Origin of the sequence: Kitasatospora mediocidica KCTC 9733 (assembly GCF_000744225.1) — a bacterium.
GTDB lineage: Bacteria > Actinomycetota > Actinomycetes > Streptomycetales > Streptomycetaceae > Kitasatospora > Kitasatospora mediocidica.
On the sequence record NZ_JQLN01000007.1, the window covers coordinates 1039426 to 1062033 of the forward strand.

Annotated in this window: 22 protein-coding genes; 10 read left to right on the top strand and 12 right to left on the bottom strand. The window is 72.8% G+C overall.

All coding sequences use genetic code 11. The annotated features are described in order from the left end of the window. Nucleotides 1-48: 48 nt before the first annotated feature. The 4 genes from thiO to pknB all read left to right on the top strand — a co-directional run bounded on the left by thiO (nt 49) and on the right by pknB (nt 4270). A complete protein-coding gene (thiO, locus tag BS80_RS34845; RefSeq protein ID WP_035806817.1) occupies nt 49-1182 on the top strand; it encodes a glycine oxidase ThiO in 1134 nt (377 codons plus the stop codon). Next, the gene (gene thiS / locus BS80_RS34850) at nt 1182-1391 is read left to right on the top strand and encodes a sulfur carrier protein ThiS (RefSeq protein WP_035805550.1); all 210 of its coding nucleotides are present in this window, start codon (nt 1182-1184) and stop codon (nt 1389-1391) included. The genes thiO and thiS overlap by 1 nt, the downstream gene beginning before the upstream one ends. 5 nt (nt 1392-1396) lie before the next feature. Then, entirely contained in the window at nt 1397-2194 is a 798-nt protein-coding gene (locus BS80_RS34855) for a thiazole synthase (protein WP_035805552.1), read from the top strand. Nucleotides 2195-2272: 78 nt separating this feature from the next. Beyond that, nucleotides 2273-4270, top strand: coding sequence for a Stk1 family PASTA domain-containing Ser/Thr kinase (pknB, locus tag BS80_RS34860; RefSeq protein WP_035805555.1), 1998 nt, complete (start codon nt 2273-2275; stop codon nt 4268-4270). On the opposite strand, the gene BS80_RS34865 is transcribed toward pknB, so the two are convergent. Next, nucleotides 4267-4893 carry a sulfite oxidase-like oxidoreductase gene (locus BS80_RS34865; protein ID WP_035805557.1) on the bottom strand — a complete coding sequence of 209 codons (627 nt, stop codon included), beginning with the start codon at nt 4891-4893 and terminating at the stop codon, nt 4267-4269. The genes pknB and BS80_RS34865 overlap by 4 nt on opposite strands. 202 nt (nt 4894-5095) lie before the next feature. Here BS80_RS34865 and bfr point away from each other — a divergent pair, with 202 nt between their 5' ends. Next, on the top strand, nt 5096-5575 hold the full coding sequence (gene bfr, locus BS80_RS34870; RefSeq protein ID WP_035805559.1) for a bacterioferritin: 480 nt from the start codon (nt 5096-5098) through the stop codon (nt 5573-5575). A gap of 12 nt (nt 5576-5587) precedes the next feature. Here the strand turns inward: bfr and BS80_RS34875 are convergent, their stop codons facing one another. Beyond that, nucleotides 5588-5839, bottom strand: coding sequence for a (2Fe-2S)-binding protein (locus tag BS80_RS34875; protein WP_408607462.1), 252 nt, complete (start codon nt 5837-5839; stop codon nt 5588-5590). A 141-nt stretch (nt 5840-5980) separates the two neighbouring features. Beyond that, entirely contained in the window at nt 5981-7315 is a 1335-nt protein-coding gene (locus tag BS80_RS34880; RefSeq protein ID WP_035805563.1) for a class II 3-deoxy-7-phosphoheptulonate synthase, read from the bottom strand. A gap of 303 nt (nt 7316-7618) precedes the next feature. Between BS80_RS34880 and BS80_RS34885 the strand changes: the two genes are divergently transcribed. Next, nucleotides 7619-9574 carry an anthranilate synthase family protein gene (locus BS80_RS34885; protein ID WP_035805564.1) on the top strand — a complete coding sequence of 652 codons (1956 nt, stop codon included), beginning with the start codon at nt 7619-7621 and terminating at the stop codon, nt 9572-9574. 32 nt (nt 9575-9606) lie between these two features. Here BS80_RS34885 and BS80_RS34890 read toward each other — a convergent pair whose 3' ends face one another. The 3 genes from BS80_RS34890 to BS80_RS34900 all read right to left on the bottom strand — a co-directional run bounded on the left by BS80_RS34890 (nt 9607) and on the right by BS80_RS34900 (nt 12336). Beyond that, the gene (locus BS80_RS34890; RefSeq protein WP_051967731.1) at nt 9607-10266 is read right to left on the bottom strand and encodes a response regulator; all 660 of its coding nucleotides are present in this window, start codon (nt 10264-10266) and stop codon (nt 9607-9609) included. Nucleotides 10267-10286: 20 nt separating this feature from the next. Then, nucleotides 10287-11402: a MacS family sensor histidine kinase gene (gene macS, locus BS80_RS34895; RefSeq protein WP_035805567.1), complete on the bottom strand. Its 1116-nt coding sequence runs from the start codon at nt 11400-11402 to the stop codon at nt 10287-10289. 106 nt (nt 11403-11508) lie between these two features. Next, complete coding sequence (locus BS80_RS34900) at nt 11509-12336, bottom strand: 1-acyl-sn-glycerol-3-phosphate acyltransferase (RefSeq protein WP_198045717.1); 828 nt, start codon at nt 12334-12336, stop codon at nt 11509-11511. 187 nt (nt 12337-12523) lie between these two features. Between BS80_RS34900 and BS80_RS34905 the strand changes: the two genes are divergently transcribed. Next, a complete protein-coding gene (locus BS80_RS34905) occupies nt 12524-13297 on the top strand; it encodes an alpha/beta hydrolase (protein WP_035805571.1) in 774 nt (257 codons plus the stop codon). A 46-nt stretch (nt 13298-13343) separates the two neighbouring features. Then, nucleotides 13344-13877 (top strand): hypothetical protein, encoded by a 534-nt coding sequence (locus BS80_RS34910; RefSeq protein WP_035805573.1) that lies wholly within the window; start codon nt 13344-13346, stop codon nt 13875-13877. Nucleotides 13878-13890: 13 nt separating this feature from the next. Here the strand turns inward: BS80_RS34910 and BS80_RS34915 are convergent, their stop codons facing one another. The 5 genes from BS80_RS34915 to BS80_RS34935 form a co-directional block, all read right to left on the bottom strand. After that, nucleotides 13891-14637 carry an endonuclease/exonuclease/phosphatase family protein gene (locus tag BS80_RS34915; RefSeq protein WP_035805574.1) on the bottom strand — a complete coding sequence of 249 codons (747 nt, stop codon included), beginning with the start codon at nt 14635-14637 and terminating at the stop codon, nt 13891-13893. Nucleotides 14638-14680: 43 nt separating this feature from the next. Beyond that, nucleotides 14681-15625 (bottom strand): ROK family glucokinase, encoded by a 945-nt coding sequence (locus BS80_RS34920; RefSeq protein WP_035805576.1) that lies wholly within the window; start codon nt 15623-15625, stop codon nt 14681-14683. A 182-nt stretch (nt 15626-15807) separates the two neighbouring features. Further along, the gene (locus BS80_RS34925) at nt 15808-16062 is read right to left on the bottom strand and encodes a DUF5304 family protein (RefSeq protein WP_051967594.1); all 255 of its coding nucleotides are present in this window, start codon (nt 16060-16062) and stop codon (nt 15808-15810) included. An 86-nt stretch (nt 16063-16148) separates the two neighbouring features. Continuing rightward, a complete protein-coding gene (locus tag BS80_RS34930; protein WP_332262221.1) occupies nt 16149-17342 on the bottom strand; it encodes an ArsA family ATPase in 1194 nt (397 codons plus the stop codon). A gap of 7 nt (nt 17343-17349) precedes the next feature. Continuing rightward, complete coding sequence (locus BS80_RS34935; protein ID WP_035805580.1) at nt 17350-17781, bottom strand: SRPBCC family protein; 432 nt, start codon at nt 17779-17781, stop codon at nt 17350-17352. A 278-nt stretch (nt 17782-18059) separates the two neighbouring features. Here BS80_RS34935 and BS80_RS34940 point away from each other — a divergent pair, with 278 nt between their 5' ends. Further along, nucleotides 18060-19850 (top strand): AMP-dependent synthetase/ligase, encoded by a 1791-nt coding sequence (locus BS80_RS34940; RefSeq protein WP_035805581.1) that lies wholly within the window; start codon nt 18060-18062, stop codon nt 19848-19850. Nucleotides 19851-19868: 18 nt separating this feature from the next. Here the strand turns inward: BS80_RS34940 and BS80_RS34945 are convergent, their stop codons facing one another. Continuing rightward, complete coding sequence (locus BS80_RS34945) at nt 19869-21023, bottom strand: glycosyltransferase family 4 protein (RefSeq protein ID WP_035805583.1); 1155 nt, start codon at nt 21021-21023, stop codon at nt 19869-19871. A 197-nt stretch (nt 21024-21220) separates the two neighbouring features. On the opposite strand from BS80_RS34945, the gene BS80_RS34950 reads away from it, so the two are divergent. Further along, nucleotides 21221-22600: a glycosyltransferase 87 family protein gene (locus BS80_RS34950; RefSeq protein ID WP_232246758.1), complete on the top strand. Its 1380-nt coding sequence runs from the start codon at nt 21221-21223 to the stop codon at nt 22598-22600. Nucleotides 22601-22608: the final 8 nt, after the last annotated feature.

Genomic DNA, 22608 nt, shown 5'->3' on the forward strand with positions numbered 1-22608 from the left:
ACCGGAACAGACCCGCGCGACGCACGACCGGACCGGGCGGACGGGCCGATCGACGTCCTCGTCATCGGCGGCGGCGTCATCGGACTCTCGGTCGCCTGGCGGGCCGCCCAGCGCGGGCTCGCGGTCACCGTGGTCGACCCGGATCCGGGCGGCGGCGCGGTCCAGGTGGCGGCCGGGATGCTGGCCCCGGTCACCGAGCTGCAGTACGGCGAGGAGCCGCTGCTGCGGCTGGGGATGGCCTCCAACGAGCGCTACGCCGCGTTCACCGCCGAGCTGGAGAAGCTGACCGGCCTCTCCACCGGCTACCGCGCCACCGGCACGCTGGCCGTCGCGCTGGACTCCGACGACCGCGAGGAGCTGCGCGAGCTGCACGCGTTCCACCAGCGGCTGGGCCTGGACTCGCACTGGCTGAACGGCCGCGAGTGCCGTCGGCTCGAACCGATGCTCTCCCCCACGGTGCGCGGCGGGCTGCTCGTCGGCGACGACCACCAGGTGGACGGCCGTCGGCTCAGTGCCGCCCTCGTGGCGGCCTGCGAGCAGGCCGGCGTGGTACTGCGGCGCACCCGGGCGACCGCGCTGCTGGTCGAGGACGGCCGCGCCAGCGGTGTCCAGCTGGACGGCTGCGAACCGTTGAGCGCTCCTCAACTGGTCCTCGCCGCCGGCCCGCAGAGCCACCTGCTGCCCGGCCTGCCGGACGGCGTGCTGCCCGCGATCCGGCCGGTCAAGGGACAGATCCTGCGCCTGCGGATGCCGCAGGCGCACGGGCCCTTCCTCTCCCGCAACGTCCGCGCGGTGGTCCGCGGCCGGCACCTCTACCTGGTGCCGCGCGCCGAGGGTGAGTTGGTGATCGGCGCGACCAGCGAGGAGCAGGGGTACGACACCACCGTCACCGCGGGCGGCGTCTACGAACTGCTGCGCGACGCGCACGACCTGGTCCCCGGGATCACCGAACTGCCGCTGGTGGAGACCAGCGCCGGCCTGCGTCCGGGCTCGCCCGACAACGCGCCGCTGCTCGGCCCCACCGACCTGCCCGGCCTGGTCGCCGCCACCGGCCACTACCGCAACGGCGTGCTGCTCAGCGCCGTCACCGGCGACCTGCTCGCCGAGTACCTGGCCACCGGGGTCACCCCCGGGCCGGCCCTCCCGTTCTCGCCCACCCGCTTCACCGTGAAGGCCGCCTGATGAACCCCATTGCGCTCACCGTCAACGGCGAACCCCGCGAGCTCGCGGAGTCCGTCACCCTCGCCGAGGTGGTCGGCACCCTGAGCAGCGCGCCCACCGGGGTGGCCGCCGCGCTCAACGAGACCGTCGTGCCGCGCGGCGCCTGGGAGCGGACCGTGCTCAGCACGGGCGACCGGGTCGAGATCCTCACCGCCGTCCAGGGAGGCTGACCACCGTGGCCGACGACCTGCTGACCATCGCCGACACCACCTTCGCCTCCCGCCTGATCATGGGCACCGGCGGCGCCCCCAGCCTGGAGGTGCTGGAGCAGGCGCTGGTGATCTCCGGCACCGAGCTGACCACGGTCGCCATGCGCCGGGTGAACACCACCACCCAGGGCTCGGTGCTCGACGTGCTGACCCGCAACGGCATCCGGATCCTGCCGAACACCGCCGGCTGTTTCACCGCCGGCGAGGCCGTCCTGACGGCCCGGCTGGCCCGCGAGGCGCTCGGCACCAACTGGGTCAAGCTGGAGGTCATCGCCGACGAGCGGACCCTGCTGCCCGACCCGATCGAGACCCTGGACGCCGCCGAGACCCTGGTGGACGACGGCTTCGTCGTGCTGCCGTACACCAACGACGACCCGGTGCTGGCCCGCAAGCTGGAGGACGTCGGCTGCGCGGCGATCATGCCGCTGGGCTCGCCGATCGGCTCGGGCCTGGGCATCCGCAACCCGCACAACTTCCAGCTGATCGTGGAGAGCGCGAACGTCCCGGTGATCCTGGACGCGGGTGCGGGCACCGCCTCGGATGTCGCGCTGGCCATGGAACTGGGCTGCGCGGCGGTGATGTTGGCCTCGGCCGTGACGCGGGCTCAGGAGCCGGTGCTGATGGCCGACGCGATGCGCAGGGCCGCCGAGGCCGGCCGGCTGGCCCACCGGGCCGGCCGGATCCCGCGCCGCTTCCACGCCGAGGCCTCCTCCACCATGGCCGGCCGGGCCGAGCTCGACCACCGCGAGCGCCCGGCGTTCTGACCCCGCGTCGCGCCGGCCGTGCCGAACCATGACAGCGCGGTCACCACTTCGTGTTGTGCCCGCCCCTACACTGCTCCGGTGGACATGACGCTGAACGACCCCCTGCTCGGAGCGCTGCTGGACGGCCGGTACCGGGTCGAGCAGCGCATCGCGGTGGGCGGCATGGCCACGGTCTACCGGGGCACCGACACCCGGCTGGACCGCGTGCTGGCGCTCAAGGTGATGCACCCCGGGCTGGCCGGCGACGCGGGGTTCACCGAGCGGTTCATCCGGGAGGCGAAGGCCGTCGCCCGGCTCTCGCACCCCAACGTGGTCAACGTCTTCGACCAGGGCGCCGACGGCACCGCGGTCTTCCTCGCCATGGAGTACGTCCCCGGGCGGACCCTGCGCGACGTGCTGACCGACCGCGGGGCGCTGAGCATCCGGGCCGCGCTGGACGTGCTGGAGCCGGTGCTGGCCGCGCTCGGCGCCGCGCACCGGGCCGGTCTGGTGCACCGGGACGTCAAGCCGGAGAACGTGCTGATCACCGACGGCGGCATGGTCAAGGTCGCCGACTTCGGCCTGGTCCGGCTGCTCTCCGGCAGCGCCGCCGGCCCTGCGGACGCCGCCGGCCCCGCGGACAGCGGCAGCGCCACGACGCCCGGCATGATCATGGGGACCGTCTCGTACCTGGCGCCCGAGCAGATCATGCAGACCGAGCCGACCGACCAGCGGGTGGACGTCTACGCGGCCGGCATCGTGCTCTACGAGCTGCTGACCGGTCAGAAGCCGTACACCGCCGAGAACCCGATGCAGGTGATCTACCGTCACCTGCACGAGTCCGTCCCGGCTCCCTCGCTCGCCGTCCCCGGCGTCCCGCCCGAGCTGGACGCGATAGTCGCGGCGGCCACCGCCCGCGATCCGCAGTACCGCCCGTGGGACGCGGTGGAACTGCTGGCCGCGTTGCAGCGGGTGCGCCGCGCCCTGACGCCGGAGCAGCTGGACGCCGAGCCGCCCGCCTCCACCCGGCCCACCCCGCGGTTCGCCACCAACGAGGCGACCTCGGTGATCGCCGCGCCGCCGCCCGAGCGCACCAGCGTCTTCGCCTTCCCCCCGGAGCAGCAGCTGCTCACCCCGCCCCGGCCGTACAACGAGCCGACGCCCGCCCGGGCACCCCGCCGGCGCGGGAACGCGGGCGGGAACGGTAGCGGCGGCGGGCGCTCGCGGCGCGGGCTGGTCTGGGGTTCGGTGCTCGGCGCCGTCCTGCTGGTCGTCGCGGTGGTCAGCTACTTCCTGTCCGGCGCGGTGTACGCGGCGGTGCCCAGCGTGCTCGGCCAGACCCAGGCGCAGGCCGTCACCACCCTGAACGGCGCCGGACTGCAGGGGCGCTTCGTCCAGGCGTTCAGCGAGACCGTGCCGGCCGGCCAGGTGATCAGCACCGATCCCGGGGTCGGCGCGCGGGCCCGCAAGAGCGACGGGGTCAAGGTGACGCTCTCCCGGGGGCCCGAGCGGATCAACGTCCCGGATCTCACCGGCAAGCCGCTGGACCAGGCGAAGCAGCAGCTCACCGCCGCCCGGCTGACCCCCGGCACGACCAGCCAGGACTACAGCCCCTCCGTGCCGCAGGGCTCGGTGATCAGCACCTCGCCGGCCGCCGGCCAGCCGCTGCCGGTGAACGCCCCGGTCTCGCTGGTGGTCAGCCAGGGTCCGGCCCCGGTCAGCGTCCCGAACGTGGTCGGCCAGCCAGTGACCCAGGCGCAGAGCGCGCTGACGGGTGCGGGCTTCAAGGCGGCGCTCGGCGGCGACCAGGCCTACTCGGACACCGTGCCGGCCGGGTCGGTCACCGCGCAGGACGTCACCGGCACCGCCGTACCGGGCTCGACCGTGACGCTGACGCTCTCCAAGGGGCCGCAGCCGGTGGTGGTGCCGAACGTGACCGGCATGAGCGAGTCGGCGGCGACCAACGCGCTGACGGCGGCCGGTTTCAAGGTGAAGGAGAGCGGGCTGAGCCTCCTGGGGCTGCTCAACGTCAGCTCGCAGAGCCCGAACGCCGGCCAGTCGGCCCCCAGGGGCTCGACCGTGACCATCAAGTTCTAGCGCAGCGGCCCGTCGCCGGGCTCCTCCTGGTAGGAGTAGCGCTGCTCGGACCAGGGGTCGGCGCGGTTGTGATAGCCGCGCTCCTCCCAGAAGCCCCGGCGGTCGGCGCGCATGTACTCCACGGCGCGGACCCATTTGGGGCCCTTCCAGGCGTACAGCTGCGGGACGACCAGGCGCACCGGGAAGCCGTGCTCGACGGTCAGCGGCTCGCCGTTGCGGTGGGTGGCGAAGAGCGTCCGGGGGTCGGCGAAGTCGTCCAGCCGCAGGTTGGAGCTGTAGCCGTACTCCGCCCAGACCATCACATGGGTGACGTCGGGGTCCGGCGGGGCGAGTTCCAGGATGGTGGCGCCCGACACGCCGCTCCACTCGCTGCCGAGCATCGAGAAGCGGGTCACGCAGTGGAAGTCGGCGCGGACGGTGTGCCGCGGCAGGCCGTGGAAGCCCTCGTGGTCCCAGCTGTGCTTCTCGGCCGACGCGGTCGCCCCGAAGACCTGGAAATCCCAGGTCAGCGGCTTGAAGCGGGGAACCGGACCGTAGTGCAGGACCGGCCAGCCGCGCTGCAGGCGCTGGCCGGGCGGGAGGCTCGGGTCAGACTGCTGAGTTTCTTGTTCGGACTGACCCATGCGTCCATGGTGACAGACGGCGGGCGATGCTCGCCGCGCGCCCCTCGGCGGAGCCGCACTCCCCCCAATCGGAAGAACGTCCCCCAATCGGACAATCCAACCCATCTGCGGGTAAGTGTGAACTTACTGGAAATATCGTCGCCGCTGCTGTCAGGATTCCGGTCGAAAGCCGCTGTTCCACCCGCAGGCAGGAAGGCACGCCATGAAGGGCGACCCCGAGGTCATCGAGTTCCTCAACGAGCAGCTCACCGCCGAGCTGACCGCCATCAACCAGTACTTCCTGCATGCCAAGATGCAGGAGAACTTCGGCTGGACGAAGCTCGCCAAGTACACCCGGCACGAGTCGTTCGACGAGATGAAGCACGCCGAGCTGCTCACCGACCGGATCCTCTTCCTGGACGGCCTGCCGAACTACCAGCGGCTCTTCCACGTCCGGGTCGGCCAGACGGTCAAGGAGATGTTCGAGGCGGACCGGCAGGTCGAGGTCGAGGCGATCGACCGGCTGCGCCGGGGCATCGTGGTGATGCGCGCCAAGAACGACGTCACCTCGGCCAACATCTTCGAATCCATCCTGGCCGACGAGGAACACCACATCGACTACCTGGACACCCAGCTCGAACTGCTGGAGAAGCTCGGCGAGGCGCTCTACCTGGCGCAGCTGATCGAGCAGCCGGAGTCCTGAGTCCCTAGAGCCTCACGCGACGCGGCGTACGGGTGACTCCGCCAGGGCCGGCAGGTTGACCTCCGGGTCGGCCAGCCCCAGCTTGGCGGCCAGCCGCGCGGTCGGGCACGGCCGCGCGCCGTGCTCGCCGAGCATCGCCTGGATGCGCCGCACGCAGGATCCGCAGTCGGTGCCGGCCTTGCAGCCCTGGGCTATCTGGCGCGGGGAGTTGGCACCACTGTCGATGGCCTGCTTCACCTGGTCCTCGGTGACCGCATGACACATGCACACGTACATCGCGGTATCTCCCGGGGTCTCAGCGTCTTTGAGCTAAGCCTTACCTTACCTGGCGTTCGGGGAACGAAAAAGCCCCCTCGGCCTGGATTCGCTCCAGGACCGAAGGGGCCTTCGTCACACCGGGCGCGGTCAGTGCCCGCGGTACATCTCGGCGACCAGGAACGCCAGGTCGAGCGACTGGCTGCGGTTGAGCCGCGGGTCGCACGCCGTCTCGTAGCGCTGGTGCAGGTCGTCCTCCGACACCTCGTCGCCGCCGCCGACACACTCGGTGACGTCGTCGCCGGTCAGCTCCACGTGGATGCCGCCCGGGTGGGTGCCGAGCGCACGGTGCACCTCGAAGAAGCCCTTGACCTCGTCGAGCACGTCGTCGAAGCGGCGGGTCTTGTGGCCGGTCTCGGCCTCGTAGGTGTTGCCGTGCATCGGGTCACAGATCCAGACCGGCTGCGCGCCCGAGGCGGTGACCTTCTCCACCAGGGCGGGCAGGTTGTCGCGGACCTTGCCCGCACCCATCCGGGTGATGAAGGTGAGCCGACCGGGCTCGCGGTCGGGGTCGAGCCGCTCGATCAGGGTGAGCGCCTCGTCCACCGAGGTGGTCGGGCCGAGCTTGACGCCGATCGGGTTGCGGATCTTGGACGCGAACTCGATGTGCGCCCCGTCCAGCTGGCGGGTGCGCTCGCCGATCCAGACCATGTGGCCCGACACGTCGTAGAGGTCACCGGTGCGCGAGTCCACCCGGGTCAGGGCGGTCTCGTAGTCGAGCACCAGGGCCTCGTGCGAGGAGTAGAACTCGACGGTCTTGAACTCCTCGGGCGCGACACCGCACGCCTGCATGAAGCTCAGCGCGTTGTCGATCTCCTTGGCGAGGCGCTCGTAACGCTGGCCCGCCGGCGAGTTGCGCACGAAGTCCTGGTTCCAGGCGTGCACCTGGCGCAGGTCGGCGTACCCGCCGGTGGTGAAGGCGCGCACCAGGTTGAGCGTCGCCGCGGAGGCGTTGTACATCCGCTTGAGGCGCTCGGGGTCGGGGCGGCGGGACTCGGGGGTGAACTCGAAGCCGTTCACCGAGTCGCCGCGGTAGACCGGAAGGGTGACGCCGTCCCGGGTCTCGGTCGACTTGGAGCGCGGCTTGGAGTACTGCCCGGCGATCCGGCCGATCTTGACGACCGGGACGGAGGCCGCGTAGGTCAGCACCGCGGCCATCTGCAGCAGGGTCTTCAGCTTGTTGCGGATGTGCTCCGCCGAGACGCCGTCGAAGGCCTCGGCGCAGTCGCCGCCCTGGAGCAGGAAGGCCTCACCACGCGCTACGGCAGCGAGCCGGGCGCGCAGCTGGTCACACTCGCCGGCGAAGACGAGGGGCGGATACGAGGCGAGGTCCGCAAGAGCGGTGCGCAGCGCCTCAGGATCCGGCCATTCAGGCTGCTGCGCCGCGGGCAGGGACTGCCAGGAGTGATGATTTGTCACGGTCACGCAGCCAAGGCTACGGGGTGCCACAACCGAATTGTGCCCACTGCCCGCTGGGTGAGACGGCTCGCGGACAATTCACGGATCCGTCTCACCCCGGCGGCCCATCGGCTACTGTCGCTTCCATGAACGCGCCGCACACCTTCTCCTGGTGGTGGACCATCCCCGAGGTGGCCCACTGATCGCGCGTCCCTGACGACACGACGGCCGCCCCTCGGGGCGGCCGTCGGCGTTTCACCGGCAGACGGCCTTCCCGGCACAGCGGTCCGCATCCCGCACCCGAGAACACCTCCGGAAGGAACGCCGAACGTGACCAGCCCCACAGCTGCCACTCTGCTCGACCGCCTCAGCGCCCCCGGCGCGCCCGCCTTCGCCCTGCTGCACCGTCGTGCTCCCCGGCTCGCCCCGGACACCGTCGAGATCCTGCTGGGCGAGGTCGGCTCGTACGAGACGCTGGCCGAGCTGCCGGTGCGGTTCGGGCGTCCGGCGGACGGCGCGCCGCGGCACGACCTGCTCGCCCTCGTCCCCTACCGGCAGATCCGCGAGCGCGGGTTCGAGGCGCACGACGACGGCACGCCGCTGCAGGCCCTCTCGGTGACCGAGCAGTACGCGTTCCCGCTGGCCGAGGTGCTGCCCGCGCTGCCCGTCCGGCCGGTCGCGCTGACCGGCGGCGGCTTCGACATCGACGACGCGCGCTACGCCGCGATCGTCCGACAGGTCATCCAGGACGAGATCGGCAACGGCGAGGGGGCGAACTTCGTCATCCGGCGCGACTTCAGCGCCACCCTGGAGGACTTCTCCCCCGCCCTGGCGCTGACGCTCTTCCGCCGCCTGCTGGAGCAGGAGCGTGGCGCGTACTGGACGTTCCTGGTGCACACCGGGGACCGCGTGCTGGTCGGCGCGTCGCCGGAGGTCCACGTCCGGCAGAGCGGCGGCACGGTGGTGATGAACCCGATCTCCGGGACGTACCGCTATCCGGCCGCCGGGCCCGACCTCGGCTCGCTGCTCGACTTCCTGCACGACCCCAAGGAGCTGGAGGAGCTCACCATGGTGGTCGACGAGGAGCTGAAGATGATGTGCACCGTCGGCGACCTGGGCGGCCAGGTGCTCGGCCCGCGCCTCAAGGAGATGGCCCACCTCGCGCACACCGAGTACGAGCTGCGCGGCCGTACCTCGCTGGACGTCCGGGAGGTGCTGAAGGAGACCATGTTCGCGGCCACCGTCACCGGCAGCCCGGTGCAGAACGCGACCCGGGTGATCCGCCGCTACGAGGGCAGCGGGCGCGGCTACTACTCGGGCGCGCTCGCCCTGATCGGCCGCTCCTCCAGCGGCGGCCAGCAGCTGGACTCGCCGATCTGCATCCGCACGGCGGACATCGAGCCGGCCACCGGCCGGCTGGTGGTCCGGGTGGGCGCCACCCTCGTCCGGCACTCCGACCCGGAGTCCGAGGTGGCCGAGACGCACGCCAAGGCGGCCGGGGTGCTGACCGCGATCGGCGCCCGCCCCGCCGCCGCCCGCCCCTCGGCGCGCGGCTCCGGCCCGCGCCTGGCCGACGACCACCGGGTGCAGAACGCGCTGGACGCCCGCCGCACCAATCTGGCGCCGTTCTGGCTGCGGATGCAGCAGCCCGCCCCGGCCTCCCAGGAGGCGCAGACCCTGGTGGTGGACGGCGAGGACACCTTCACCTCGATGCTGGCCCACCTGCTGACCTCGCTCGGCCACCGGGTCGACGTGGTCCGCTACGACGTCCCCGGCCTGCGGGCCAGGGTGGCCGCGCACACCGGGCCGCTGGTGCTCGGCCCCGGCCCCGGCGACCCGGCCGACCTCGCCGACCCCAAGATGGCGCTGCTGCGGCAGATCACCGCCGACGCGCTGGAGGGGGTCCGGTCGCTGACCCGCACGGCGCCGGTGCTCGCCGTCTGCCTCAGCCACCAGCTGCTCTGCCGCGAACTGGGCCTGTCGCTGGGCCGCAAGGCCGTGCCGTTCCAGGGCGCGCAGGAGAGCATCGACCTGTTCGGCGAGCGCCGGACGGTGGGCTTCTACAACACCTTCACCGCGCGCTGCACGGACGCGGAGGCCGAGCGGCTCAGCGCGAGCGGGATCCGCGTCGCCCGCGACGAACTCACCGGCGACGTACACGCGTTGCGCGGGCCCGGCTTCGCGAGCCTGCAGTTCCACCCCGAGTCGGTGCTGACCAGGGACGGCGTGGACATCGTGGCCGCCCTGCTGCCCGTCACGACCGGCGTGCCGCTCCTCCGGCGCTGACCGGATGCCCGGGCCTCATGTCTGACGCCCTGTCAGGCGCGAGGCTCCGGGGTGTCCAGGCCGGTCTCGATCGCGTAGCGGACCAGCTCGACCCGGTTGTGCAACTGGAGCTTGCCCAGGGTGTTCTGGACGTGGTTCTGCACCGTGCGGTGCGAGAGCACCAGCCGGTCGGCGATCTGCCGATACGACAGGCCCTTGGCCACCATCCGCAGCACCTCGGTCTCCCGCGCCGTCAACTGCGGGACGGCCGGCTGCCCCGCGCTCGGCGGGGCAGCCGGCCGGCCGGCCAGCCGGCGGAACTCCCCCAGCACCAGGCCCGCCAGGCCCGGGGTGAAGACCGGATCGCCGGCCGCCGTCCGCCGGACCGCCGCCAACAGCTCCTCGCGGCCCGCCGACTTGACCAGATAACCGGTCGCCCCGGACTTCACCGCCTCCAGCACGTCCGCCTGCTCCCCACTGGCCGAGAGCACCAGCACCCGGACGGCCGGATCGTGCGCCACCACCTGGCGGCAGACCTCGACGCCGGGCAGCGCGGGCAGGTTGAGGTCCAGCACGATCACCTGCGGCAGACAGGCCCGGGCCCGCCGGACCGCCTCGGCGCCGTCCCCCGCGGTGGCCACCACCGCGAACCCCGCGTCGGTCAGGTCGCGGGAGACCGCCTCCCGCCACATCGGGTGGTCGTCCACCACCATCACCCGCAACTGCTCCACTGTCACGCCCCCTTCCGCGGTATGCACATCTCGATCTCCACGCCCTCGCCCGGCGCCGAGCTGAACTCGGCGGTGCCGCCGAGGTCGAGCAACCGGCCCTGGATGGACTGCGCCACCCCGAGCCGTCCGTCGCGCCGCGCCTGGGCCGGACGGTCCGGCGCGCAGCCGGCGCCGTCGTCGCGGACGGTCAGGGTCACCTGGTCCACCTCGTCCTCCAGCAGGATCCAGGCCCGGGCGTCCGGCCCGGCGTGCCGACGGACGTTGTCCATCGCCGCCGCCACCGCGGCCAGCAGCTCGGCGGCCACCGGTCCCGGCAACAGCACCGGCTCCCCCGGCGCGGACACCGTCACCCGCTCGCCCGCGTACGGTGCGAGCAGTGCGCCCAGGTCCTGCTGCTCCCCGCGGACCTGCCCAGGCAGCGGGCCACCCGTCATCAGCGCGCGCAGCGCCCGCTCCTGCTCGGCGGCCAGCCGGCCGAGCTCGGCGAAGCCGTCGGCGCGCTCGGCGCCCTGGCGGGCCACCAACGCGAGCACCTGGAGCACCCCGTCGTGGATGTCGCGGGACAGCCGCTCGCGCTCCCGGTTGGCCGCCTCCACCTGGAGGGCCTGGGTCAGCGTCGCCTCACTGGCCCGGGCCAGCTCGATCACGTACCCGATCGCGCAGCCGGCTATCAGCAGCAGCACGATGTCGTGCACGTTGTCCGTGGTGAAGCCGCCGTGCCGGGCGATGTTCGCGATCCCGATCACCAGGCCGGCCACGGCGGCCGGCCGCCAGCCGCCCTTGCCCGCGCAGCCCAGCACCGTGCCCGCCGCCCAGATGGTGGGCAGCGTGGCGGCGCCGGCCGCCACCCGGGCGGGCGTGTCGATCACCCCGCTCATCACCACCCCGGTGACCGTCATGGTGAGGTCCCAGGCCAGCACCGGCCAGGTGCAACGGGTCGGGCCGGTGAAGGCGCGCAGGCTGGCCAGCGTCCACAGCACCAGCGCGCCCAGGTAGATCCAGCCCGCGACGGGGTGCCGGAAGTGCTGGTAGGCGAGGGCGAAGCGGATCAGCGCATAGCCCAGCGCCAGCACCCGGAACCACGAGATGGCCCGCCAGAGCGGCAGCTCCACCGACATCCCGCCGTTCGCCACCGCTCCGCCGGGCCCGCTGCGCAACTGCGCCCGAGCCAGTGCGTCCGTCCCCGCCACGTCGTCCCCCGTCGACCTGTGCCGGACAAGCGTTCTAGGCGTCCGGCTCCTGCTTCTTCGCCTGTGCCTCGGACTTGGCGTCCGCCTCCTGCTGGGCCTTCTCGGCCTCCTGCTGCGCCTTCAGCGCCGCCTTCTGCTCGGCGTGCGCGGCGCGCTGCTCGGCCCGGCGCTCGGCGTCGGCCCGCTTCTTGTCGTCCGCGATCTGCCGCTTGGCGGCGGTCGCGTAGATATCCACGTACTCCTGGCCGGAGAGCCGCATGATCTCGTACATCACCTCGTCGGTGACCGAGCGCAGGATGAAGCGGTCGTTCTCCATGCCCTGGTAGCGGGAGAAGTCCAGCGGCCGTCCGATCCGGATGCCGGGCCGGATGCCGAAGGTGGGCAGCACCTGGCCGGGCGGCTGCACCTTCTCGGTGTCGATCATCGCGACCGGGATCACCGGCGCACCGGTGGCCAGCGCGACCCGGGCCAGCCCGCCGACCTTGCCGCGGTAGAGCTTGCCGTCCGGCGAACGGGTGCCCTCCGGGTAGACGCCGAAGAGCTCGCCGCGGTCGATCACCGAGATCGCGCTGCGGATCGCCGCCTCGCCCGCGCCGCGGACGCCGGAGCGGTCCACCGGCAGCTGGCCGACGCCCTTGAAGAAGGCCGCGGTCAGCTTGCCCTTGAGTCCGGGCGTGTTGAAGTACTCAGCCTTCGCGATGAAGGTCACGCGACGCTTCATCAGCGCGGGCAGGAAGAAGGAGTCCGAAAAGGAGAGGTGGTTGCTCGCGATGATCGCGGCTCCCTCGTCGGGGATGTTCTCCGCACCCTCCATCCACGGCCGGAAGAAGATCCGTAGCAGCGGTGCGACGATCATCTTCATCAGTCGGTAGAACAACCGGGGCCTCCTGTGTTGCAGACCGGTCGATCCTAATGCCCCGAAGTGCCCGTCCTGACACCCGACCGCCCGGGCGCACCGCTCGGAGGCTGCTCCGCGGGGTGTACTGGCCGCCTCGCCCGTGGGACGATTCGCTCCCGGCGCTTCCCCACCTCCGCGAAGGAGCCTGCGCATGCCGCTGCTGCCCGGTGCCGAACCGTACCGCCACCGCGGCGGCCCGGTCGGGGTCCTGCTCTGCCACGGCTTCACCGGCTCCCCGCAGTCGATGCGTCCCTGGGCCGACCGGCTGGTCACCGCCGGGCTCACCGTCTCGCTCCCGCTGCTCCCCGGCCACGGCACCCGCTGGCAGGACCTCCAGGTGACCCGTTGGGAGGACTGGTACGCCGAGGTCGCGCGCGAGCTGCTGCTCCTCTCGGAGGAATGCGAGCAGGTCTTCGTGGCGGGCCTGTCGATGGGCGGCGCGCTGGCCCTGCGGCTGGCCGCCGAGCACAGCGAACTGATCTCCGGCGTGGTGGTCGTCAACCCGTCGGTACGCTCCGACACCCCCGCCGGCGTCCTGCTCCCCGCCCTGCGGCACCTGGTCCCCAGCATCCCCGGGGTGGCGGGCGACATCGCCCTCGACGGCGCCTCGGAGGTCGGCTACCACCGCACGCCGCTGCACGCCGCCTGGTCGCTGTCCCGGCTCTGGCGCGAGGTCCAGCGCGACCTGCCGCGGGTGACCCAGCCGGTCCTGCTGCTGCGCAGTCCGCAGGACCACGTGGTGTCCCCGGCGAACTCCGCTCTGGTACTCGCCCGGATATCCTCGGTCGATGTGACGGAGCGGCTGTGCGAGCGCAGCTTCCATGTGGCGACGCTGGATCACGACGCCGGACTGATCTTCGAGGAATCCCTCGCGTTCGTCGAGCGTTTGACCAATGTCGTGAGGGCCGAAGATCGTCAGGGCTAGGGCCAACCAGGGCTGAAGGGCCGGCAGAGCAGATGAGGCAGTACCGATGAGCGGGGCGCCGGGCGCCGACGAGGACCGTCCCCAGGAGAGCGAGAACACTCCTGCCCCGGCCCCCGGCAGCCAGGCCGAACAGGACGCGATCTTCGCCGCCCTGGTGGCGCAGTTCGACGACCCGGTGGATCTCAACCGGCCGGACTGGCCGGAGATCGAGAACCTGCGCGCCAAGAACGACCTGGCCGGGTTCTCCCCCCAGCCCCGCCCCCGTCCCAGCACCCCCGCCACCCCGGCCGACCCCCCGCGCAGCTGGACACCGGCCGAGGACCCCGACGAGGGCCACTACGTCCCACCGGAGCCCCCGCCCCTCCCCCAGGGCGACACCACCGCCAAGTTCGCCTGGATCGCCGTCCTCGGCGGCCCGGCCCTGCTCCTCTTCGACGCCTTCTTCTGGCGCGAGATCGCCGGCTGGCCCGCCTGGGTCGGCCTCACCGCCTTCCTCGGCGGCTTCGCCACCCTCGTCATCCGCATGAAGGACCGCGACGACGACGAGCCCCCGGACCCCCACGGCGGCGCGGTCGTCTGAGGCGACCTTCGGCTCAGGCCGGCGGGACGCGTAGGACCGCGACCACCGGGAGGTGGTCGGTGGCGGCCATCACGTCGGTGTGCGGCAGTGGGGGGACGCCGCAGGCGAGGGGGTGGATGGCGGGGGTGGTGAAGACGGCGTCCAGGCGCTGGTAGGGGTCGCCGGGGCGGGAGGTGTACTCGCCGCCCCAGGGGGCGGTGGCGTGGGCGTCCTGGTAGCGGGCGGCCAGCCACTGCCAGCCGGGGTCCTCGGGGTGTTCGTTGAAGTCGCCGCCGATGACGCCCTGTTCGGCGCCCGCGAGCTGTCCGGGGAGCAGCTGGAACTGGCTCAGCCGCTCGGCCGGGTCCAGGCTCAGGTGGCAGCTGGTCAGCGCGAAGGGGGCCGCACGGCCCAGCCGCACGACGGCGGTGGCGAAGCCGCGCGCGTGCAGTCCGCGGGCCTTGGGGAGCAGCAGGTCGGCGCGGCGCAGCACGGTGGCGCGCGGGGTGCCGAGCAGCAGCGGGCCGGCGGCTGCCCGGCCGCCGCCGGAGAGCACGACGGTGCCGGTCTCGCGGGCGAGCCAGGCGGCCTGGGCCTCGGGGCGCCAGTAGCGGGGCGACTCCTGAATGCAGATCAGGTCGGGCTCGCAGGCCCGGATGACCCGGACCAGGGCACGCCGGTCGTCGCGCTGCGAGCGGACGTTGTAACTGAGCACGCGGACCCGTTCGGCGCCGTCGGGTTCCGGGCCGGAGGGCGGGAGGTCGAGGGTCACCCTCGTCACGCTACCGGTTCCGCCGCTGCGAGACCGGTAGCGTGACGGATCCTCAGCGCGTACGGGCCAGGTCGGCTGCGCCGACGATGCCGGCCGCCGAGCCCATCGAGGCCAGCACGACCTCGGCGCGCGGGCGGTGCACGCCACCGTTCAGGTACGTGCCGAAGGCCTTGGCGACCGGGTCGAGCAGCAGCCGGCCGGAGTCGGAGACGCCGCCGCCGAGCACGAAGACGCCCGGGTCGAAGAGCGCGGCCAGGTCGGCCATGCCGCGGCCGAGCCAGTCGGCCACCTCGGCGTAGCACTCCAGGGCGAGCGGGTCGCCGTCCTCGGCCGCCTGCGTGATGTGGATGCCCCGGATGGTGTCGGCGACACCGTCGTTGAGCTCCAGCATCCGCTTGCCGGCGATCGGGTCGGCGGCCGCCTTCTCCCGGCCGTAGCGGCGCAGCGCCCGGCCCGAGGCGTACTGCTCCCAGCAGCCGTGGCCGCCGCAGCCGCAGAGCAGGCCGTCGGGGACCATGTTGAGGTGGCCGATCTCGCCGGCCACGCCGAACCGGCCGCGGTGCAGCCGGCCGTCCAGCACCAGGCCGCCGCCGATCCCGGTGCCGACGGTGATCAGCACCATGTCGCTGTGCTCGGCCGCGGCGCCGAAGCGGAACTCGGCCCAGGCCGCGCAGTTGGCGTCGTTCTCGACCACCGTGTCGAGGCCGGTGAGCTCCTCGATCCGGCTGCGCAGCGGCTCGTTCTCCCAGTCGATGTTCGGCGCGAAGATCACCGTCGAGCGGTCCCGGTCGACGAAGCCGGGGGCACCCACGCCCACCGAGGCCACGTCGGGGTACTGCTCCTTGAGTTCGCGCACCGCCTGGGCGATGGCGTCGACGGCCCACTGCGGGTCGGCCGGAGTGGGTACCCGGGTGCGGGCCAGGATCTCGCCGGCCTCGTCGACCACCCCGGCCGCGATCTTGGTCCCGCCGACGTCGACGCCGATGGTCAGAGCCATGTGTCCCTCAGTCATTCGCTCGTGCCCGATGGGAGGACCGGTGCTCGCCCGGTCCGTGCTCCCCTAACACACCGTGCCATACATTATCCGAAGACAACAGCTAGCGAACCCCGCCGAGAGGCTTCAATAGTCGTACGATTCAAATCGATCCGTAGCGCGTCGGGATCCCTGGGTAACCGAACTCAGCCATCGACGTCGATGTGTTCGGTATCGGTGGATTCCGGAGCCGACCAGCGGCGCTCGTGGCCGGCCACGGCCGCGCGGTAGGCGGCCAACAGCTCGGTACCGGCTGCGGCGAGGTGCCCGTAGACGTCCGGATACTGGTCACGGAGCTGGTCGGCGGCCTGCTGCGCCTTCTCGCCGACGGCACACGCGAGCTTGCGCGTCTCCTCGACGAGCGAGCCGAGCGGGTTGTCGACAGGATCTGAACTGTTCATGACGGGCGCCTCCTCGTGCCGGCGACCGCGACCGCGGCCCCTGCACCGACGCTACCGGAGCCCGCCGGAGCCCCGGCGGAGCCCGCTCAGGAGCGGGGCCAGAGCTCCGGATCGGGCGCGAAGCGCACCGTCAGCTCGCCGTCCCGCAGGCCCGCGCCCGCCACCGTGCAGCGGCGCAGCGCGGACGGCAGGGAGAGAATCCGGCGGTACGGGCCGAGCCCCACCACCAGCTCGTCGCCCCGCCGCATCAGCTCCAGGTCGGCGCGGTCGGCGCCGGGCACGGTGAGCCGCCAGAGCAGCACCCCGTCCTCGGCGAGCCGGTCCTCGGCCGTCCAGGGCCAGTTCTCGACGGGCTCCGGCCCGGGGCCCTCGCCGTACAGCTGGCGGGCCAGCTCGGACGGCTGCTCGGCCAGCTGGTCCCCGACCAGCAGCGGGACGTCGAGGGCCAGCCCCGCCAGCCGCTCGCGCTCGCGGGCGGCCAGCGCGGCGAGCCAGGGGTCGGCGGAGGTGAGTGCGGCGGCGGGCAGCGCGCGGTGGGCGACGACGGCGTCCACCCGGTGCCCGAACAGCGCGAGGCCGGCCCGGGCCCGGCGCAGCCCGGCGGCGGTGCTGCCACCGGCGTCGGCCACCAGCCGGACCGTGGTGGCCGGGGACTCCACCACCTCGCGGGCGGCGGCGAGTTGGCTCTCGGCCCAGCCGCGGGCCTGGTAGATCCAGTCGGCCGGCATCGGCATGCCGACCAGCGCCGCCAGCATCGGGCGCAGCGAGCGGGCGGCCTGGCGCTGCTCGGGCAGCAACCGGGCGAGGTAGCGGTCGAGCTGCTCGGGCAGCGCGAGGGCGGCGGTCAGCTCGGCGGGCGGCGGGGCGGCGGCCACCAGGACGTCCCACTGGCCGGGCGGCTGCCGCAGCGCGCGGAGCAGGGCGAGTTGGCGGGTGCCGGGCAGGGCGGTGAGCTCGTCGTCGTCCAGCGGGTCGACGCCGAGCAGGTCGTAGCCGGTGCGCAGCCGCCCGTCGAGCGCGGCGACGGCGTGCCGGAAGGCCTGCTGCTCGTCGATCCGGGCGGCCCAGAGGCCGTCGGCGACCTCTTCGGGGGTGGTGGTGAGGCGGTGGCCGAGCAGGTCGTCGATCCGGCGGTGCGGGTCGTCGGCGGCCAGCAGCAGCGTGCGGCGCCCGCGCCCGGCGGCGTGCAGGGCGGTGGCGGCGGCCACCTCGGGCACCCCGCCGTTCTCGCCCGTGACCAGGACGGTCCGCATCACGCCCGCCGCGCCCTCTCCCGGCATCGGGCGATCAGCCCTCGACGCGCTTCTTGAGACCGGCCAGCGCCCGGTCGATGATGACCTTCTCGGCCTTGCGCTTGATCATCCCGAGCATCGGGATCTTGACGTCGACCGCCAGCTGGTAGGTGACCTCGGTGCCGCCCTGCGCGGGGGCCAGCGCGTACGAGCCGTCCAGTGCGCGGAGCATCTGGCTCTTCACCAGGGTCCAGGAGACCTCGCGGTCGCCGTCCCAGGTGTAGGCCAGCACGTGCTCGTCGCGGATCGCCCCGGCGTCGAGCACCAGGCGCACCTCGGTGGCCCGTCCGGCGTCGGTACGGCCGAGGACCTCGACCTCCTTGACCTCGCCCGTCCACAGCGGGTAGGCCTCGAAGTCGGCGATCACCGCCATCACCTCGGCCGGGGTCGCCGCGATGACGATGCTCGACCTGGTGTGTTCCGCCATGAGTGGGCCTCCGCGTTGTCCCGTGCGAGTCGTCAGGTGTGCGCGCCCGAAGGCTATCGCGACCGGGGACACCGCCCGGCCCACGGGTCCCACCGCTGTGGGTCCGGCAGACGGGCCTACCCACGGGTCACCGACGGCCTGCCGTAAGGTGCGGATCGGAACGAACCCCGGCGGGCCGCCGGTGTGACACTGCGAACACCCTGCCCGACCCCCTACCCGAATCTCCCTACCGGGCAGTAACGTCCTGCCGTCCCGCAGCGTCGCAGACAGGAGCAGCAGTGCTCGAGTTCAGCCTTCCGGCCCTCTACCAGGTTCCGAGTGGTGGCAACCTCTCCGATCTGGTCCACCAGAACGCCGCCGCGCGCCCCGGCACCGCGGTGCTCAGCCGCAAGGTGGACGGCCGCTGGGAGGACATCACCGCAGCCGCGTTCCTGACCGAGGTGCACCGCACCGCCAAGGGCCTGATCGCCTCCGGCGTGCTGCCCGGCGACCGGGTGGGGGTGATGTCGCGGACCCGCTACGAGTGGACGCTGCTGGACTTCGCCATCTGGTGCGCGGGCGCGATCACCGTGCCGGTGTACGAGAGTTCGTCCGCCGAGCAGGTGCAGTGGATCCTCGGCGACTCCGGCGCGGTCGCGGTCATCACCGAGACCGACGCGCACGCCGCCGTGCTGGCCGAGGTCCGTGCGGGGCTCACCGAGCTGAAGCACAGCTGGCAGATCGAGCGGGGCGCCATCGCCGAGCTGGCCGAGGCCGGCAGCGCGGTGGCCGACGCGGTGGTGGCCGAGCGCCGCTCGGTGCCCACCGAGGACTCGATCGCCACCATCGTCTACACCTCCGGCACCACCGGCCGCCCGAAGGGCTGTCAGCTCACGCACGGCAACTTCCTGTCCGAGCTGGGCAACGTGACGGCCCGGATGCCGCAGCTGTTCCGCCCCGACGAGAGCTCGGTGCTGCTCTTCCTGCCGCTGGCCCACGTGCTGGGCCGGATCGCCGAGATCGCCGCGGCGATCTCCGGCTGCAAGCTGGGCCACGTCTCGGACATCAAGGACGTGACCGCCGAGCTGGCCTCGTTCCGCCCGACCCTGATCCTGGGCGTGCCGCGGGTCTTCGAGAAGGTCTACAACACCGCGCGCTCCAAGGCCCAGGCGGACGGCAAGGGCAAGATCTTCGACCAGGCCGCCGACACCGCCATCGCCTACAGCCGGGCGCTGGACCAGGGCGGCGCGAGCCTGGCCCTGCGGCTCAAGCACAAGGTCTTCGACAAGCTGGTCTACAGCAAGCTGCGCGCCGCGCTGGGCGGCCGGGCCACCCACGCGATCTCCGGCGGCGCCCCGCTGGGCGAGCGGCTCGGCCACTTCTACCGGGGCATCGGCTTCACCGTCCTGGAGGGCTACGGCCTGACCGAGACCTGCGCGGCCACCGCGTTCAACCCCGCCGACAAGCCGAAGATCGGCACGGTCGGCCAGCCGCTGCCGGGCTCCTCGGTGCGGATCGCCGAGGACGGCGAGGTGCTGCTCAAGGGCCCGCAGGTGTTCACCGGCTACTGGAACAACCCGACCGCCACCGCCGAGGCGCTGCGCGACGGCTGGTTCGCCACCGGCGACCTGGGCAGCCTGGACGACGAGGGCTACCTCTCGATCACCGGCCGCAAGAAGGAGATCATCGTCACCGCCGGCGGCAAGAACGTCGCCCCGGCCGTGATCGAGGACCGGATCCGGGCGCACGCGCTGATCGGCGAGGTGATGGTGGTCGGCGACCGCAAGCCGTTCATCGCCTGCCTGGTCACCGTCGACGAGGAGTTCCTGCCCCGCTGGCTGGAGGCGAACGGCCGCCCGGCCGCGCCGCTGTCCGAACTGCGCGACGACCCGGCGCTGCTGGCCGCCGTCCAGGAGGCCGTGGACGAGGGCAACAAGGCGGTCTCGCACGCCGAGGCGGTCAAGAAGTTCCGGATCCTGGACACCGTCTTCTCCGAGGCCAACGGCTACCTGACGCCCTCGCTCAAGCTCAAGCGCGGCGTCGTGCTGAAGGACTACGCGGCCGAGGTCGAGGCGCTCTACCAGAAGTAGAACAGCCCGCTGGGCGCCCTACTCCCCCGCGAGCAGGGCGCCCAGCCGGCCGGCCAGCAGGTCCCAGCGCCAGGCCTCCTCGACCCAGCGCCGGCCCGCCGCGCCCAGCTCGCGGCGCAGCCCCTCGTCGCCCAGCAGGCGCACGATCCGCTCGGCCGCCGCACCCGGCGCCCCGCCGGGCACCACGTACCCGGTCCGGCCCTCCAGGACGGCGTCCGGCGCCCCGCCGGAGTCGCCCGCGACCACCGGCAGCCCGGTGGCCGAGGCCTCCAGGTAGACGATCCCCAGGCCCTCGACGTCCAGCCCGCCCCGCCGGGTCCGGCAGGGCATCGCGAAGACGTCCCCGGCGCCGTAGTGCGCCGGCAGCTCCGCCCACGGCACCGACCCGGTGAACCGCACGGAGTCGGCGACCCCGGTCGCCTCCGCCAGCCTGCGCAGGTCCGCGAGGTACGGCCCGCCGCCGACGATCAGCAGCACGGTGTCCGGCTCGACGGCCAGGATCCGCGGCATCGCCGTGATCAGGGTGTCCTGCCCCTTGCGCGGCACCAGCCGGGAGACGCAGACCACCACCGGCCGGTCGGTCAGCCCGAGCCGCGCGCGCACCTCGGCGCCGCCCGAGTCGGGGTGGAAGGTCTTCTCGTCCACACCCGGCGGCAGCTGGACCATCCGCGCGGCCGGGCCGGGACCGACGGCCCGGGCGATCCGCGAGCGGGTGTACTCGCCGAGGTAGGTCAGCGTGTCGGTGCCCTCGCCGATCCGGCGCAGCAGCTGCCGCGAGGCGGGCAGCTGAGCCCAGGCGGCCTCGTGGCCGTGCGTCATCCCCAGCAGCCGCGCGGCGCCCGCCCGGCGCAGCGCGGGGGCCATCAGACCCAGCGGCGCGGCGGCGCCGAACCAGACGGCGTCGCAGCCCTCGGCCCGAAGGATCTCCGCGGCCCGCCGGGTCACCCGCGGGGTCGGGACCATCATGGTGGTCCGGTCGCGGATCACCGGGAAGGGCTGCTCGGCGTCGAAACGCTCCGTCTCGCGCCGGTGGGCGTCGCTTCGGGGGCCCCACGATGAGGCGTACACCACAATGCTGCCCGCCGGCTGGCGCACCGCCATGTTGTGGACGAAGGCCTGAATTCCGCCTGGGCGCGGGGGAAAGTCGTTGGTGACGATGAGGGTCTTGCGCATACTGTCCACGGCTCGCTCGGTCGGGGGGTGCACGGTTCACCGCTCACTGATCCGTACCATAGGACACCATGCCCGAATGCTGGGAACGGATGACCCGACCGGAACCGTTTCTCCGCTGAGCCTGTCCTAGTCGGCACAGGTTCAGAACGGCATGCGGAGAGGCCGGCATGCGGAGACGTTGACGAGGGAGCTCAGTGGTGTTGGCGCAGGACGGCCCAGCCGGCCAGGCTGGCAGCGGCAGTGGCGGTCTCGCCGTGGCCGAGCACCGGGCACAGGGCGCCACCGCGCTCACCCCGGCTCCCCCGACCGCGGCGCGAGGGGCCCTCTGGACGCTCGGCGCGTCCTGGACAGCCACCCGCGTCCTGATCCTGCTGCTGGTCTTCGGGATCATCAGGATCAGCCAGCTGGACGTGACCACCGACGTGTCGGTGATCTACCACGGCTGGTACGAGGTGCTGCAGACCGGCACCTTCCCGATGGACGACGTGACCTGGCAGTACCCGCCCGGCGCGGCCCTGGTGATGCTGCTGCCCGGGATGCTGCCCTGGACGTACATGACCTCGTTCTTCGTGCTGTGCGGCGTCTTCGACGCGGTGGCCATGACGATGCTGGTGCGCAACGGCATGCGCAAGGGGCGCAGCTTCGCGGGCAGCTGGGTCTGGGTGGTCGGCGTGCCGCTGCTCGGCCCGACGGTCTACTGCCGCTACGACATCCTGGTCACCACGCTGGCCGTCGCCGGGCTGCTGGTGCTGCTGCGCCGGCCGGTGCTGGGCGGCTTCCTGCTGGGCCTGGGCGGCCTGATCAAGCTCTGGCCGCTGATCGCCCTGGCGGGCACCCCGCGCGGCCGGCGGACCCGGCAGTCCTGGACGGCGGCGGCGGCCACCCTGGCGGCGCTGGCCTTCCTGCTGGCCGCCGGGATGAACGGCGCCTTCCAGTTCCTGACCTTCCAGGCCGACCGCGGCATCGAGGTGGAGTCACTGGGCGCGCTGCCGCTGCACTTCGCCCGGCTGGCCGGCGCCTGGCACGGCCAGGTGATGATGAACTACGGCTCGGTGGAGATGCTCGGGCCCTGGGTGCCGGTGATCTCCAAGGTCGCGGTGCTGGCCACCGTGGCGGGCTTCGGCTGGCTGCTGGTCTGGCGGCTGCGGGCGCGTCGCTGGCAGCCCTCCACCACCTTCGACGCGGCGCTGGCCGCGCTGCTGATCTTCACCGTGACCAGCCGGGTGATCAGCCCGCAGTACATGGTCTGGCTGGTCGGCCTCGCGGCGGTCTGCCTGACGGTGCGCGGGACCAGCCAGAAGCCGGTGGCGGCGCTGATCCTGCTGGCCACCGCGCTGACCACGGCGGAGTTCCCGCTGATGTTCGGCCAGGTCGTGAACAGCCTGCCGTGGGGTGTGGTGGTGCTCTCCAGCCGCAACCTGCTGCTGCTGGCCGCGACCCTGATCTCCTGCTACCGGCTCTGGAAGTCCACCAAGGGGACGGCTCCGCAGGCCGTCAGCACGGTGGTGGCGGAGCCGGAGACCAACTACCCGGTCCGGCCCGGCATCGCCTACGAGCAGAGCCTGCTGGACGACTGAGCGGCCGC